Annotated in this window: 16 protein-coding genes; all 16 read left to right on the top strand. The window is 61.6% G+C overall.

The genetic code is table 11. From position 1 onward, the window contains the following. On the top strand, positions 1–801 hold the full coding sequence (gene hypB / locus QM609_RS20940) for a hydrogenase nickel incorporation protein HypB (RefSeq protein WP_050655151.1): 801 nt from the start codon (positions 1–3) through the stop codon (positions 799–801). A gap of 181 nt (positions 802–982) precedes the next feature. Then, positions 983–2,098: an NADH-quinone oxidoreductase subunit B family protein gene (locus QM609_RS20945; protein WP_042922651.1), complete on the top strand. Its 1,116-nt coding sequence runs from the start codon at positions 983–985 to the stop codon at positions 2,096–2,098. A 54-nt stretch (positions 2,099–2,152) separates the two neighbouring features. Beyond that, on the top strand, positions 2,153–3,946 hold the full coding sequence (locus tag QM609_RS20950; RefSeq protein ID WP_007735075.1) for a nickel-dependent hydrogenase large subunit: 1,794 nt from the start codon (positions 2,153–2,155) through the stop codon (positions 3,944–3,946). Positions 3,947–3,949: 3 nt separating this feature from the next. Further along, a complete protein-coding gene (locus QM609_RS20955; RefSeq protein ID WP_050655150.1) occupies positions 3,950–4,852 on the top strand; it encodes a NifU family protein in 903 nt (300 codons plus the stop codon). 19 nt (positions 4,853–4,871) lie between these two features. After that, positions 4,872–5,492, top strand: a complete 621-nt coding sequence (locus QM609_RS20960; protein ID WP_042922570.1) for a DUF5947 family protein — start codon at positions 4,872–4,874, stop codon at positions 5,490–5,492. Beyond that, on the top strand, positions 5,489–6,127 hold the full coding sequence (locus QM609_RS20965) for a DUF6084 family protein (protein WP_007735081.1): 639 nt from the start codon (positions 5,489–5,491) through the stop codon (positions 6,125–6,127). Before QM609_RS20960 ends, QM609_RS20965 begins: the two co-directional genes overlap by 4 nt. Then, entirely contained in the window at positions 6,124–7,485 is a 1,362-nt protein-coding gene (locus QM609_RS20970) for a hypothetical protein (protein WP_050655149.1), read from the top strand. Before QM609_RS20965 ends, QM609_RS20970 begins: the two co-directional genes overlap by 4 nt. A gap of 48 nt (positions 7,486–7,533) precedes the next feature. Then, on the top strand, positions 7,534–7,653 hold the full coding sequence (locus tag QM609_RS29295) for a DUF6893 family small protein (protein ID WP_003942178.1): 120 nt from the start codon (positions 7,534–7,536) through the stop codon (positions 7,651–7,653). Between the two features lie 6 nt (positions 7,654–7,659). Then, positions 7,660–8,154, top strand: coding sequence for a hydrogenase maturation protease (locus QM609_RS20975; RefSeq protein ID WP_047271381.1), 495 nt, complete (start codon positions 7,660–7,662; stop codon positions 8,152–8,154). A 3-nt stretch (positions 8,155–8,157) separates the two neighbouring features. Continuing rightward, positions 8,158–8,445 (top strand): HypC/HybG/HupF family hydrogenase formation chaperone, encoded by a 288-nt coding sequence (locus QM609_RS20980; RefSeq protein ID WP_007735086.1) that lies wholly within the window; start codon positions 8,158–8,160, stop codon positions 8,443–8,445. Further along, on the top strand, positions 8,442–10,730 hold the full coding sequence (gene hypF, locus QM609_RS20985; protein WP_050655148.1) for a carbamoyltransferase HypF: 2,289 nt from the start codon (positions 8,442–8,444) through the stop codon (positions 10,728–10,730). Before QM609_RS20980 ends, hypF begins: the two co-directional genes overlap by 4 nt. Positions 10,731–10,746: 16 nt before the next feature. Further along, positions 10,747–11,046, top strand: coding sequence for a HypC/HybG/HupF family hydrogenase formation chaperone (locus QM609_RS20990; protein WP_003942168.1), 300 nt, complete (start codon positions 10,747–10,749; stop codon positions 11,044–11,046). Beyond that, positions 11,043–12,155, top strand: a complete 1,113-nt coding sequence (gene hypD / locus QM609_RS20995; protein ID WP_007735088.1) for a hydrogenase formation protein HypD — start codon at positions 11,043–11,045, stop codon at positions 12,153–12,155. The genes QM609_RS20990 and hypD overlap by 4 nt, the downstream gene beginning before the upstream one ends. Next, the gene (gene hypE, locus QM609_RS21000) at positions 12,145–13,215 is read left to right on the top strand and encodes a hydrogenase expression/formation protein HypE (protein WP_050655147.1); all 1,071 of its coding nucleotides are present in this window, start codon (positions 12,145–12,147) and stop codon (positions 13,213–13,215) included. The genes hypD and hypE overlap by 11 nt, the downstream gene beginning before the upstream one ends. Then, positions 13,215–13,964, top strand: a complete 750-nt coding sequence (locus QM609_RS21005; RefSeq protein WP_042922579.1) for a DUF6390 family protein — start codon at positions 13,215–13,217, stop codon at positions 13,962–13,964. Before hypE ends, QM609_RS21005 begins: the two co-directional genes overlap by 1 nt. Positions 13,965–13,995: 31 nt before the next feature. After that, positions 13,996–15,225: ABC transporter ATP-binding protein/permease (locus QM609_RS21010; protein ID WP_283337411.1), on the top strand; the 1,230-nt coding region annotated here is incomplete at its 3' end.

A 15,225-nucleotide genomic window follows, 5' to 3' on the forward strand; every position in this document is an offset into this window, starting at 1 on the left:
ATGTGCGCGACGTGTGGGTGCGGGGACACCACAGGACCTCGGGTGTCGGTAGTCGCAGACGGAGAACACGAGCAGGAACACGACGATCATGGGCACGGTCACGAGCATGACCATGAGCGCGGCCACTCCGACCACACCGTGATTCTCGAGCAGCAGGTGCTCGCCAAGAACGACGGCATTGCGGTTCACAATCGTCAGTGGATGCGGAGCCGCAGAATCACGGCGCTCAACATCATGAGTTCCCCCGGCGCGGGGAAGACGACATTGCTGGCGCGAACTATCCGGGAGCTCGGATGTCAGCGACCGATAGCCGTGATCGAAGGTGACCAGGAAACCCGGCTCGACGCCGAGCGGATCCGAGAGACCGGCGCGTCGGTGGTGCAGGTGAATACCGGGGCCGGATGTCACCTCGATGCCGCGATGATCGACCGCGCACTGCGCGCCTTGGATCCCGCTGAAGAATCGCTGCTTCTGATCGAAAACGTCGGAAACCTGGTGTGCCCGGCGCTCTTCGACCTCGGCGAGGAAGGCAAGGTTGTCCTAATTTCGACGCCGGAGGGGGCAGACAAGCCGAAAAAGTACCCACACATCTTCGCTGTCGCGGACCTCGTGGTGATCAACAAGATCGACTTGCTCCCATACGTCGAGTTCGACGTCGATGCCTGCGTCGAGCAGGCGAGAATACTCAATCCTGCTGTGCGCGTTGTTGTTTTGTCTGCCACGACAGGTGAGGGCATGGACGAGTGGTACGAGTGGATCGGTAGTCGTTCGGCGATTTCTCCGGTGGCCGTTGACAACTGATCTGCTCGGGTAGTTAATGAAATGAGTGGGTGCCACGCAAGTGGGCCGAGGTTCGACTCCGGTGGCGTCAGCGTTTCGGTGCCGCGGCAATTCGAGGCCACAGAGTCTTGAGGCCATAGCGTGTCAGGCCAGTCGCGGCGCTGAGAGTCAAGGCGCAAGTGCACCCGTGAAAGCGGCTGACATGGACACACAAAAATCGACTGCTGGCACCACGGCGGAACCTGCCTCCGAAAGCGCAGCTACCCCCGCAAGCGCAGCGGCCAAAGCGGAAGAAACTCTGATCCACGTGCTGTGGATCAATGCCGGTCTCAGTTGCGACGGAGATTCGGTGGCGCTCACTGCAGCCACGCAACCCAGTATCGAGGAGATCGCGCTCGGCGCCTTGCCCGGCCTGCCGCAGGTAGCGGTTCATTGGCCGCTCATCGACTTCGAATGCGGACCGCAGGGTGGCGCTGACGATTTCCTGGAGTGGTTTTGGAAAGCCGACCGCGGAGAACTGGAACCCTTTGTTCTTGTCGTCGAAGGATCGATACCGAACGAGAAACTTCACGACGAGGGGTATTGGTGCGGCTTCGGGAACAATCGCGAAACCGGCCAACCGGTCACCACGAGCGAATGGCTCGACAAGCTGGCACCGAAAGCCACTGCGGTAGTTGCGGTCGGTACGTGCGCGACCTACGGCGGCATACATGCGATGGCCGGCAATCCGACCGGTGCGATGGGCGTGCCGGACTATCTCGGGTGGACCTGGAAATCGAAGGCGGGCATCCCGATCGTCTGCGTTCCCGGGTGTCCCATTCAGCCGGACAACCTCTCCGAGACCCTGACCTACCTTCTGTACATGGCCACTGATCAGGCGCCGATGATTCCCTTGGACGAATCCCTGCGCCCGCAGTGGCTTTTCGGTGCCACCGTACACGAGGGCTGTGACCGTGGTGGGTACTACGAGCAGGGTGAGTTCGCGACGGAGTACGGGTCACCGAAGTGCATCGTCAAACTCGGATGTTGGGGTCCGGTCGTGAAATGCAATGTCCCCAAACGTGGTTGGATCAACGGAGTCGGCGGGTGTCCTAATGTCGGCGGGATCTGCATCGGGTGCACGATGCCGGGATTCCCCGACAAGTTCATGCCGTTCATGGATGAACCACCTGGCGGCAAACTCTCCACCAATGCGGTGGGAATGTACGGGTCCGTGATCCACAGTCTCCGCCGGATCACCGGAAACACGTTGGACAAGGAACCGCACTGGCGCGAGCGGGGGTCGAAATTACTCACCGGTGCGACGCGTACGTGGTGACCGACCGGATACATTCAAATCAGTTCGTGAGCAACGTCTCTGGGAGGCACTGCAATGACGGCCATCGTTCCCGAACCCACCTCGACTGCGGACCGCGACGGTCTTGTCGAGATGGCGTGGGACCCCATCACCCGAATCGTCGGCAGTCTGGGCATCTACACCAAGATCGACTTCGCCAATCGCGAAGTGGTGGAGTGCCACAGCACGTCGTCGATCTTTCGCGGGTATTCCCTGTTCATGAAGGGGAAGGACCCGCGCGACGCGCATTTCATCACCAGTCGTATCTGCGGCATCTGCGGTGACAATCACGCCACATGCTCGTGCTACGCACAGAACATGGCGTACGGCGTCAAGCCGCCGCATCTGGGCGAGTGGATCGTCAATCTCGGCGAGGCCGCCGAGTACATGTTCGACCACAACATCTTTCAAGAGAATCTTGTCGCCGTCGACTACTGCGAGAAGATGGTCTCCGAGACGAATCCCGGTGTGCTGGCGCAGGCAGAGAACACGCGCTGCCCGCACGAGGAGCAGCACGGGTATCGCACGATCGCGGACATCATGCGGACTCTCAATCCGTTCACGGGTGAGTTCTATCGCGAAGCGTTGCAAGTCTCGCGTTCGACTCGCGAAATGTTCTGCTTGATGGAGGGCAGGCACGTTCACCCGTCGACGCTCTATCCCGGCGGCGTCGGCACCGTCGCGACGATCGAACTGATGACGGACTACATGTCGCGGCTGATGCGGTACGTCGAATTCATGAAGAAGGTCGTGCCGATGCACGACGACCTGTTCGACTTCTTCTACCAGGCGATGCCTGGTTACGAAAAGGTTGGCCTGCGGCGGACCCTGCTGGGTTGTTGGGGATCGTTCCAAGACCCCGAGTACTGCAATTTCTCCTACAAGGACATGACCGACTGGGGCCGGAAGATGTTTGTCACTCCCGGTGTGGTTGTCGACGGAAAGTTGGTCACCACGGATCTGGTGGACATCAACCTCGGTATCCGAATCATGCTGGGCTCCTCGTATTACGAGGACTGGAGTGATCAGGAGATGTTCGTCAAAACCGATCCGCTGGGTAACCCGGTCGATCGCAGGCACCCGTGGAATCAGCACACCAACCCCCACCCGCAGAAGCGGAACCTCGAGGACAAGTACAGCTGGGTCATGTCACCGCGATGGTTCGACGGAAAAGACAACCTTGCTCTGGACACGGGCGGGGGAGCATTGGCTCGTCTGTGGAGCACCGCTCTGGCCGGCCTGGTCGACATCGGATACCTGGAGTCGACCGGACACAGTGTGAAGATCAATCTTCCGAAAACAGCACTGAAGGGTCCTGTCTCGCTCGAGTGGAAGATTCCCGAACATGGCAGCAATACCCTCGAAAGAAACCGCGCGCGAACGTATTTCCAGGCATACGCAGCCGCGGCTGCCCTTCATTTCGCCGAGAAGGCGCTTGTCGAGATCCGGGCCGGCCGGACCAAGACGTGGGAGTCGTTCGAGGTCCCGGACGAGGGTATCGGTTGCGGATTCACCGAAGCCGTCCGCGGAGTTCTCTCACACCACATGGTGATTCGTGACGGAAAAATCGCGAACTATCACCCGTACCCACCGACACCGTGGAATGCGAGCCCGCGCGACAGCTACGGAACCCCCGGTCCGTACGAGGATGCCGTGCAGGGTCAGCCGATCTTCGAGGAGAACGATCGAGACCACTTCAAGGGCATCGACATCATGCGGACCGTGCGTAGTTTCGATCCCTGCCTGCCGTGTGGTGTTCACATGTATCTCGGCGGTGGCAAGACCCTGGAGAAGTTGCACTCTCCGACGCAGTCCGTGACCGGGGAGTGATCGATGGAGCAATCGGCCGACTACTGGCGCGGAGCAGGTGAGCGCATCGAGACGTTGTTGCAGGCCAACGCCGGCGCAGGCCCGGTGGCGAGAGATCGCGCCGAGCAACTGGTGCGTGAGGTCGTGCAGTTGTACGGCGCAGCACTCGAACGCACCGTCGCTCTGGCAGATCCGGCCACGATGGATGCGATGGTTCGCGACGATCTGGTGTCCAGCCTGCTACTGGTGCACGGACTTCACCCGCACGACGTGGAGACCCGCGTCCGCACTGCGCTCGACAGCGTGCGTCCGTACCTCGGTTCGCACGGAGGCGACGTCGAACTGATCGAGGTGGCGGACGGCGTGGTGCGACTACGGCTTCTCGGAAGCTGTAACAGTTGCCCTTCGTCCTCGGTGACCCTCGAAACCGCGGTCCAGGACGCGGTGCAGGCGGCGGCACCCGAGACCACCGGAATCGACGTCGAAACACCGGATTCGCACGAGCTGAAGTCGGGTGTGATTTCGGTCGAGTCCCTGTTCTCGCACGTTCACGCCGAGGGGGGAGGTACGCACTGGGTGGAGGTCCCCGAATTCGCCGAAGTCGAGGTGGGAGAGGTCGCGGGCTTCCGCGTGTCGGGCACCGATCTGTTGGTCTGCCGCTCCGGTGACGATCTGTACGCGTATCGCGACCATTGCCCGGTGTGTGAGCACTCGATGGCGGGGGCTGTGCTCGAACGCATGATGGGCCGTCCTGCCCGAGACGCCGCTGTCCTCACCTGTCCGACGTGCTCTGCCCACTTCAGTGTGTACGGGGCGGGAGCGCGGGTGGGCACCGGCTCCGAGCACCTGGCGCCTGTGCCGGTGCTGATTCGCGACGGAGTGCTCTCGGTCGCGCTTGCTGACGATTCTGTGATACCGGTGACCTAGCCGTGAACGCAGCCCCGTCATGAAAGTCACTGTGGGAGAGGTGCTCACACGAATCGCCTCGTCGCGTGTCGTTCCGACCGGACCGAGGTGTGAGATGTGTGCGGCGGGCATAGGCGACGAACACCAGCACGTCGTGGACGTACAGGTCCGGAGCCTGATGTGCGTGTGCCGACCGTGCTATCTACTCTTTGCACCGGTCGACGCGGACCTTCGATACAAAGCGGTTCCCGATCGGTACCTCGAGTTTCCGGACTTCGACCTCGGCCCTGGCCGGTGGGAGTCTCTGGAAATCCCCGTCGGCCTGGCATTCTTCTTCCGCAACTCACTCCTCGACAAGTACATAGTCTTCTATCCGGGACCGGCCGGAGCTACCGAATCCGAGCTGCCCATCGACTCGTTCGAGACTGTGCTCGAGGAGAATCCGGGGCTCGCGCAGATGCGGGCCGACGTCGAGGCGTTGATCGTGTCGGTGCCCACGTCAGGACAATCGCCGAGATGCTTCGTTGTTCCCATCGACGCCTGTTACGAACTGGTGGGACGATTGCGCACCGTGTGGCGCGGATTCGACGGTGGCCAGGATGCCGCACGCGCAGTGGACGAGTTCTTCGGGCGCGTCGAGGCGCGAAGCAGGTCGGCATGACTGTTCTCGACTTCTCGATCGACAACATGGAGGTGGAACCGTACGCGGTTACGCCGAATCTGACGGTGAGATTGAGAATGTCGGAATCCACCGGCACGACCGTCCGTGCGGTGGCTCTGCGCGCGCAGGTACGAATCGAACCACACCGCCGACCGTACTCCGACGCCGAAGGCGAAGGTCTGCGCGATCTCTTCGGTCCGCGGGAGCGTTGGTCGAGTACGCTGCGCACCTTCCTGTGGATGGAATGTTCCACGGTCGTTCAAGGATTCACCGGAACAACGGTCGCGGCCTTGCCCATGGCGTGTACGTACGACTTCTCGGTGACGGCGTCGAAGTACATGCACGCACTCGGAGACGGAACGATTCCGATCGTGGTTCTACTGAGCGGCACGGTATTCACCGACGGACCGCGTGGGTTCTCCGTGCAGCAGATCCCGTGGGACAGATCTGCTGCCTACGAATTGCCGGTCGACGTGTGGAAACAGCTGATGGCTGCGCATTATCCGGCGTCTGGTTGGGTACGCCTCGACCATGAGACGATTGCCGATCTCGTGCGGTTCAAGGCAGCGCACGGCCTCACGGACCTCGATTCAGCCGTGCGGCAGTTGCTGACGGCGAGCCAGGTGCCGCGATGACTCGAACGGGGATGGATCACGACGTTCGGGCCGTGGCCGACGCCGTCCTGTACGAGGGATATCTTCTCTATCCCTACCGGGCCGGCTCGGCGAAGAATCAATCCCGTTGGCAGTTCGGGGTTCTCGGACCGCCCGGCGCCGCCGAGGTCGGAGTCGGCGAGGAACCGTCGATGTCCGCACAATGTCTGCTCGGCGAATTCGAGCGGAACGGCGTCGAAGTGACTGCGACTGTGAGATTTCTGCACCACCAGTCGCGGACGGTTGAACGACTCGGCGCCGGCGGGGCGTGGATCCCGGTCGATCGGTTGGTAGTCGGCGAGCGGGAGTCGATCTCGTGGGACGAAGCCACCGAATCCGAGATCGTGTTGGGTCCGTGGGGTCTGGACGAACTCGAGGCCGGCGTCGAAGAAACCTTCTGTGCGGCCGGAGTTGTCGAAGGCGAGACTTTGTCGGACTCTCGGGGCAGGGTGGTCGGACGGATCGTTCGGACACGGCTTCCGGTGAATGGCCTCTTGGCAGTGAGCGCCTCCGCCGGGGACGGACGCACGGTGATTTCCGTGACGATCATGAACGCCACGAGCGTCGACGCACGGGACAAGGGCACGGCCACCGCGCAATCGATGCTGGGGACTCACGTCATTGTGAACTGCACAGGCTCGAGGTTCCTGTCGTTGTTCGAAGAAGCAGATCACTCGGAGCAGTTGCGGCAAAATCGCTGTTATCCGGTGCTTGCGGGGACCGAGGACCCCACTCACCCTGGCACATCTCCCACCGTTCTGGTGTCACCGATCATCCTGTACGACTTTCCCGAGATTGCGCCGCAGAGCGAGGGATCTCTCTTCGACTCGACCGAGATCGACGAAATTCTCACCCTGAGAATCCTTGCCATGACCGACGAGGAAAAGGCGCGGGCGCGAGCTACCGACTCCAGAGCTGCCGACATCATCGACCGATGTGAGCGATTGACGGACGACGATCTAGCCGGCCTGCACGGTGTGCTGCGAAATCCGCACGCCGGTTCTGATCTGATACCCGAGGTGCCTGACGGTGTGGACTGGTGGACCCCGGAAGCCGACACCAGTGTCCAACCACGCACCGACGCAGTTCTGATCAACGGCGTCCGTGTCTCTGGTGGAAGTACAGTTCGGCTCCACCCCTCACGCCGCGCTGATGCTCAGGACCTGTTCTTCGACGGCCGGATCGCCCACGTCGCCACCATTCATGAAGACGTGGACGGCGACATTCATGTTGGGGTGACACTGTTGGACGATCCGGCCGCCGATCTGCACAACTGGTACGGCCGCTACCTGTACTTCGCGCCGGACGAGATAGAGCCGATGCCGCGCGACAGCGCGTGACGTACTCACAGCTATCGAACTTCACAGCTATCGAGAGGAGAACTCGCCATGAGGAGCATGGGATTGCTGTCGACGGCACTTCTCGGCGCCACCGCGATCGCAGCCGCGATCGTCCTGGTGGTGTCGATGCCGGACATCCAGCGCTATCTGCGAATGCGAAAGATGTAAAGCGCTGTGCGCGTGCTGATTGCAGGTGTCGGAAACATATTTCTCGAAGACGACGGATTCGGCCCCGAAGTTGTTCGGGCGCTGCAGCATGAGAATCTCCCATCGGGAGCTCACCTGGTCGACTACGGGATTCGGGGCGTGCATCTGGCGTACGACTTGTTGGAGTCGTGGGACGCCCTGGTCCTGATCGATGCCTTACCGGCGACCGGAGTCCCAGGCAAGCTCGCGATCATCGAAGTGGACCCCGAAAGTGAAGGCCCGCAAGGAGGTTTCGACGCGCACTCGATGCATCCGAGTTCGGTGTTTGCCAGCCTGCAGGCCCTCGGCGGAACACTCCCGCGGACGTTCGTGGTGGGGGCACATGCGAAATCGATCGGCGACGGAATCGGATTGAGTGCGGAGATGCGTGATTCGGTAAGGCAAGCCGCTTCTGCGGTGCTGGCACTCGTCCGGTCCATCGACGTGGACTGTGATGCCACCACACTGGGGCCGGAGGTGTGAGTCATGTGTCTGGGGATTCCGGGACGGGTACGCGAACTACTGGACGGATACGGAGGTCAACTCGCTCTCGTCGACGTGGAGGGGGCACCACGCAAGGTCAACATCGGAATGCTCGACGAAGGCACCGTCACGGCAGGTGACTGGGTGGTGATCCACATGGGCTTTGCAGTCGAGAAGGTCGACGAGCAGGGAGCTCGCCACGCTCGGGCCGGCCTCGAACTGATGGGCCGTGGTGGCCACGACGGTGAGGTAGTCGACTCCGATACTGGTAACGGCGAGGTCGGGACATGAAGATCGCCTGCCGTGTCATCGTTCGTGGCGTAGTCCAGGGGGTGGGCTTCCGGCCGTTCGTCCATGCGACCGCCACCGAACTGGGACTGTCGGGTTCGGTGGGAAATTCTGCTCTCGGTGTCGTGATCGACGTCGAAGGCGACGGAGAGACAATCGATGCATTTGTCGCTCGGGTGCGAAACCGCCCCCCACCGCTGGCACGGGTGGAGTCGGTAGAGCGCGAGGACTCGCGGCCGGTTGGTCGTGAGGGGTTTCGTATAGTCGAGACGGATGCGGGGTCGGTCGGGCGAACCTTGGCGCCGGCGGATGTCGGGATCTGCGACGACTGCCTCCGGGAACTGACTGATCCGAGCGATCGGCGATATCGTCATCCATTCATCACCTGCACCAACTGCGGTCCGCGATTCACGATCATCGAATCGCTGCCCTACGACCGCGCCGCTACGACGATGAAGCGATTCCCGTTGTGCGCGAACTGTGCGGCGGAGTACGTGGATCCCGCCGACCGCCGGTTTCATGCGCAACCGATTGCCTGCCCGCAGTGCGGTCCAACGCTATCGTTCGTGGAAGGGGACGCGCCCGCCGTGACCGGTGAGGGTGCACTGCTACGAGCCCGATCCCTACTGCGAGACGGGAAGATTCTTGCTGTCAAGGGAATCGGAGGATTTCACCTGGCTTGTGATGCCCGCGACGACCGCGCGGTTCACGAGTTGCGTGAACGCAAGCATCGAGCAAGCAAGCCGTTGGCGGTGATGGTGCGCGATGTGCCAGAAGCCAGAGAGTTGGGTGTGGTCGGTGATGCCGAGGCTGATGCCATGTCCTCGCGCGAGCGCCCGATTGTGCTGGTTGCCAAAGCGTCTGGATACGCGCTTTCCCCCTTGATTGCCCCCGGCATTCCGGATATCGGAATCATGCTGGCCTACAACCCGATTCAGCATCTTCTTCTGGGTTTGGCCGGAGAAGAGGCGGGCCCAGCGGTGTTGGTCATGACATCGGCGAACATCGGCGGTGAGCCGATTCTGTACTCCGACAACGATCTCGAACGATTGGGTGACCTGGCCGACGGGGTATTGACCCACAACCGTCCGATCTTGATGCCGTGTGACGACTCGGTGATGCGAATAGTCGGCAGTGGAAGACAGTTGCTTCGTCGCTCGCGCGGATATGCTCCGCTGCCCGTCACCGCGCCGTTCGACGTACCGCCTACCTTGGCGGTCGGGGCCGACCTGAAGAACACCTTCTGTCTTGCCGAGGACGGATATGTGTGGCCGAGTCAGCACATCGGAGACATGGGCGACCTCGCTGTCATCGACAGTTTTGCTGCGTCGGAGAGTCACTTCGAATCGATCACGGGGGTGGTGCCGCACCAGATCGCCTGTGACGAGCATCCTCGGTATCGCTCGTCCTCGTGGGCTCGCAGTCGTAGTGGTGACCGACCGGTGCGCATCGTCGGGCATCACCACGCACATGTGGCTTCCGTGATGGGGGAGAACGGCCGGGACGGGAGCGAACCAGTTCTCGGAATAGCGTTCGACGGCACCGGCTACGGGGCGGACGGCGCAGTGTGGGGAGGGGAACTACTGCTGGCGACGTACAAGGGTTATCGCCGTCTCGCGCATCTGGGATACGTACTGCTGCCCGGTGGCGATGCCGGAGTGGAACGGCCGTACCGAATGGCGCTCGCCCACCTGTGGCATGCCGGGTTGGACTGGGAATCCGACCTCGCGCCCGTGGCAGCCTGTCCGCCCCGAGAGCAGTCGGTCCTACTTCACCAGATGGAAACCGGTTTCGGGTGCGTGGACACCTCGAGCATGGGGCGGTTGTTCGACGCAGTCTCCTCGCTGACCGGGGTCCGTCAGAGGGTCGACTACGAAGCGCAGGCTGCCATCGAGTTGGAGGGGGTGTCGAGGGGAGTCGACAGCGCCGGTTCGCGGTACACCTTCGATTGGACGCAGTCGGACGACGATTCGTGGACAGCAGATCCGCGGTCGGTCATTCGGGCTGTTGTCCGCGATCTCCGGGAGAAGTTGCCCGCTGAAGTGATCGGCGCCCGTTTCCACGAATCCGTAGCGCACCTGGTGCTCGAGTGGGCAATTCGTGGCCGGGAACTGGCGGGAGTGGACGAGGTAGTACTCACCGGAGGTGTCTTTCAGAACCCTCTACTGCTCGTTCGGGCGTGTGCTCTGCTCTCAGACGCTGGATTCACGCCGTTGACAGGACTGGAGTTGCCGCCGAACGACGGCGGTCTCGCCTACGGCCAAGTGCTGGTGGGGAGTTCGTCATGAGGTCAGGAGTTGTGTCATGTGCCTAGCCGTACCGGGACGTATCGAGTCCCTGGAGGAACGCGACGGAACGACGATGTCGGTGGTGAACTTCGGTGGCGTCCGAAAAGAAGTGTGCCTCGAGTACATTCCGGGCGCCCAAGTCGGCGAGTACGTCGTGGTGCACGTCGGATTTGCCATCCAGCGACTCGACGAGGAATCCGCTCGCAGCACGCTGGCGGAATTCGAGCACCTCGGCGTACTCGAAGAGGAATTCGGTGACGGGTTCGAAAGGGCTGCCCGGGCCGCGGGGATCGAACCGAAGGAGACGGAATCATGAAATATCTGGACGAGTTCTCCGATCCGGAACTGGCCGGCAAACTGCTGGATCAGATCCGTGCGCTGGCCACACGGCGATGGGCGATCATGGAAGTGTGTGGTGGTCAGACACATTCGATCATCAGACACGGCATCGATCAATTACTTCCCCAACAGATCGAGATGATCCACGGACCCGGATGCCCGGTCTGTGTCACCCCGCTCGAGATCATCGACAAAGCTCTCGAAATCGCGGCACGACCCGATGTCATTTTCTGCTCCTTCGGGGACATGTTGCGAGTTCCGGGGAGTTCGTCGGATCTGTTCCGCATCAAGAGCGCCGGCGGTGACGTGCGGGTGGTGTACTCACCGTTGGATGCACTGACTATCGCCAAGGAGAATCCGGGCCGGCAAGTGGTGTTCTTCGGGATCGGATTCGAGACCACCGCGCCGGCCAACGCCATGACCGTCTATCAGGCCAATCGCCTGGGTATCGAGAACTTCTCGCTACTCGTCTCGCACGTTCTGGTCCCGCCGGCGATGGCCGCGATCATGGATTCGCCAGAGTGCCGCGTGCAGGCATTTCTGGCGGCCGGGCATGTGTGCAGTGTGATGGGAACGTCGGAGTACCCGGCGCTGGCCGAGAAGTACAAGGTCCCGATCGTCGTCACCGGATTCGAGCCGCTGGATCTGCTGGAGGGCATCCGAAAGACGGTGCTGCAGTTGGAATCGGGTCGATACGAGGTCGAAAATGCCTACGCCCGTGCCGTCACCGCGCAGGGCAACACCGCAGCGAAAGCGATGCTCGAGGATGTGTTCGCCGTGTCGGACCGGACGTGGCGCGGCATCGGATCGATCCCGGACAGCGGTTGGCAGCTGGCACCGAAGTATGCGTATTTTGATGCCGAAGAGCGTTTTTCGGTGACCGATATCCATACTGACGAGTCGAGCGTCTGCCGTTCCGGAGAAGTGTTGCAAGGTTTGATCAAGCCACACGAGTGCAGTGCCTTCGGGAAGGAATGCACTCCGCGGAATCCACTCGGTGCCACGATGGTGTCGTCCGAGGGGGCGTGCGCCGCGTACTACCTGTACCGGCGCCTGGAACTTCAGGAGGCGGGTCATGCCGGCTGAGGAGACCGCTGTCGTGGACTTGTCGGCGTGGGTCTGCCCACTGCCGCTGCGTGATTCGCCGAACATCGTCATGGGGCACGGTGGTGGAGGAGCGATGTCCGCCGAGCTCATCGAGCACCTGTTCCTGCCCTCGTTCGGAAGCGATGCCGATGCAGAACTCGGTGACTCGGCCGTATTCGACGTCGGCGGGGTGCGGCTCGCGTTCTCGACCGACTCGTATGTCGTCAAACCCATGGTGTTTCCCGGCGGAACTATCGGCGATCTCGCTGTCAACGGAACGGTGAACGACCTGGCGATGGCGGGAGCGCAGCCATTGGTGATGTCGACGGCATTCATCCTGGAAGAAGGGACGGCGCTGACCGACATCGCGGGAATCGCGAAGGCGCTCGGTGAGGCCGCGCACGTTGCCGGCGTTCGGCTGGTGACAGGTGATACCAAGGTCGTCGATGCCGGTCACGGCGACGGAGTCTTCATCAACACCGCAGGAATCGGGATTGTCGCAGACGGGGTGGACATCAGCCCCACTCGCGCACAAGTGGGTGACGTCGTGATCGTCAGCGGCGACATCGGCGTTCACGGCGTGGCCGTGATGAGTTGTCGCGAAGGTCTCGAATTCGGGACCGAAGTGCGCAGTGATTGTGCGGCCCTGAACGGCGTGGTGGCCGACATGATTGCCACCGGTGTCGACATCCACGTCCTGCGCGACCCTACGCGGGGCGGAGTCGCCGCGACCCTCAACGAGATCGCTCAGGCGTCGAACATCGGGGTTGCGCTGGTGGAGCGAGATCTGCCGATTCCCGCTGACGTGCGCGACGCCTGTGGGCTACTCGGCTTGGATCCGTTGTACGTCGCAAACGAGGGCAAGTTGATCGCTTTCGTTCCACGCGAAGATGCCGCCCTGGTTCTGGAAGCGATGCACGGCAATCCACTGAGTGTGGGAGCCGCCGTGATCGGGGAGTGCGTGGCCGAACATCGCACAATGGTGGTGGCGCGTACGGCATTGGGAGGCAATCGGGTAGTGGATCTGCCGGCAGGTGAACAACTCCCGCGGATCTGCTGATGACTGCCGTCGGTATGAACGGGCCGGCATTGTTTGCCCGCTACGCGTATCCGCCGAACGAGTTGGGTTACTGCGGACCCGACGATCCTTCAGTGCTGCTTCGTCTGGCCAGCGGCAACTCGGGCAGCGGCGACCGTGATCGCGCTCGTCAATTCGACGGTGCGTGGCCGTACCTCGAGGCATTGGCTGTAGGAGCGGGCATCGACGACCCTCTGGATTCGCGAGTGATCGAAGCCTATTGGGTGGGAGGTGATCTCCTCGACTCTCTCGATTCGGGGAAGTTGTTGCAGCACCTGAGAAAAGCATTCGGTGAACGCGAGAACACCGGGTTCCTCCCCGTCCTCGGGGGTCGGGACCGCGCGCTCGCGCACCACAGTTTTCACGTATTTCTGGTGTATCCGTGGGTCAAGCTTCTTCGGAAGCGCGGTGCGGTCCCACTGTCCGTCCTCCAGAACTGCCGGATCAGATGGGGAGTGGTCGAGGACGTCGGCGAGGAGCATGCATTGGTGGTTTCGTCCCCGCTCGAGTTCGACGGTGAGCAACTCGCACGCGGCCGACCGGCAACGCAGAGAGTGCGGTGGAGGGTCGAGGGCAACGCGCTTGCGGCGATGCCCGTCCCCGGCGCTGTGGTGACGATGCACTGGGATTGGGTGTGCGACAGGATAACGGCAGAGCAATCACGTGCATTGGATGCCGCGGAAGACTCGGGATTGCGGATCGCGAACCGAATGCTGTCGACCGATATGTGATCGTCAGTTCCCCTCCAGGACGGAGGCTACGGTGAATTGGGGTAGCGCGGTAACGGACAGCGCACTGTGGTTGGCAGAGGCATATGCGATCACGGTAGCGGTTCTCGTCGTCACCGCGCTGCTGCTAGCTCGGTATACCCGCTGGGGCAACCAGTTTCGGCGAATGGCTTGGCCCTACTTCGATCCCCGGCGCACCGTCATTCCGCTGTCGATTCTCGCGTTACTGCTGCTGCTCACGATATTCGGTGTCCGCGTGACGGTGTTGTTCTCGTACTGGTACAAGGATTTCTACGACGCCATTCAGAACCTCGACGAAACCGCTTTCTGGCACTACCTGCGAGTGTTCGCGATATTGGCCGCAGTCCACGTCGCTAGCTCACTCGTCGTCTACCTGGTGGGCCAAACACTCGATATCAATTGGCGCAGTTGGCTCAATGACACATTGACCGACGATTGGCTCGACGGCCGCGCCTACTATTGCGGAAACTTCCTGGAGAACCCCGTCGACAATCCGGACCAACGTATTCAGGCAGACATCACCGCATTCGCGACGTCGTCCCGCACGTTGTCCATGGGCGCCGTCGCCGCAATGGTCTCGATCGTCAGCTTCACCAAGATCCTGTGGGATCTGTCCGGTCCCTTGACTGTTTTCGGTGCCGAGATTCCGCGAGCGATGATCTTTCTCGTCTACACCTACGTGTTGGTGACCACGGCACTCGCATTCTGGATCGGCCGGCCTTTGATCATGCTGAACTTCTTGAACGAGAAACTCGGCGCCAGCTTCCGGTACGCGTTGGTTCGACTACGGGAGTACGGCGAAAGCATCGCCTTCTATCGCGGAGAGAACGTCGAACGACGCACGCTCGGACTACGTTTTGCTGCAGTGATCCGCAATATGTGGGCGATCGTCTTCCGGACGCTCAAGTTCAGTGGCTTCAATCTGGCAGTGGATCAGACAGCGGTGGTGTTTCCGTTTCTGGTCCAGGGATCTCGATTGTTCAGCGGGCAGATCACTTTCGGCGACGTGATGCAAACTGCTCAAGCATTCGGCCAGGTGCACAATTCGTTGTCGTTCTTTCGAGAGTCCTATGCCGATTTTGCAAGTTTCCGGGCCACACTGATCCGTTTGACCGGGCTCGCCGATGCCAATCGACGTGCCCGCGCACTTCCCGTGCTCGACGCGTTCTCCGCTGGCAGTCATTTGGTTGTTCGGGGACTCGACGTGCGCACGCCGGTTGGTGAGGCGTTGATCTCCGAACTC

Source organism: Rhodococcus sp. IEGM 1302, from assembly GCF_030056935.1.
Lineage (GTDB): Bacteria > Actinomycetota > Actinomycetes > Mycobacteriales > Mycobacteriaceae > Rhodococcus_F > Rhodococcus_F qingshengii.